This is a genomic window from Bacillus sp. LR--39, from assembly GCF_053613335.1.
Genome location: NZ_JBSIOT010001597.1, coordinates 1 through 518, shown reverse-complemented (window position 1 = coordinate 518; position 518 = coordinate 1). Strand labels below are relative to the sequence as shown.

Here is a 518-nt window from a genome sequence, read left to right as displayed (position 1 = left end):
ATGTCATTGAAATTGACTCAGACATATTTGTGGTTGATGCAGGCCTTATGCATCCAGAAAACGAAATGCTCGGTATTGATGTAGTGATTCCTGACATATCATATTTGATTGAACGGGCTGACCGCGTCAAGGCAATCTTTTTAACGCACGGGCACGATGAAAATATCGGCGGCGTTTTTTACTTATTAAACAAGCTGTCCGTTCCAGTGTACGGAACAAAACTGACGCTTGCACTGTTAAGAGAGAAATTAAAACAATACGGACATAACCGAAAAACTGATTTAAGAGAAATTCACTCAAAATCTGTCATTACATTTGAATCAACAAAAGTATCGTTCTTTAGAACGATTCACAGCATTCCTGATTCTGTAGGTGTGAGCTTTAAAACATCACTTGGATCTATTGTATGCACGGGAGACTTCAAATTTGACCAAACACCTGCACTTAATCAGACGTGCGACATTGGCGAGATCGCCAAGATCGGCAATAGCGGCGTGCTCGCTCTGCTTTCTGACAGT

The 518-nt window shown here is 41.1% G+C and carries 1 pseudogene; it reads left to right on the top strand.

What is annotated here, in order from left to right:
- Positions 1–518 (top strand): annotated as a pseudogene (gene rnjB / locus ACWHAR_RS32005) (ribonuclease J2); the annotation flags it as partial.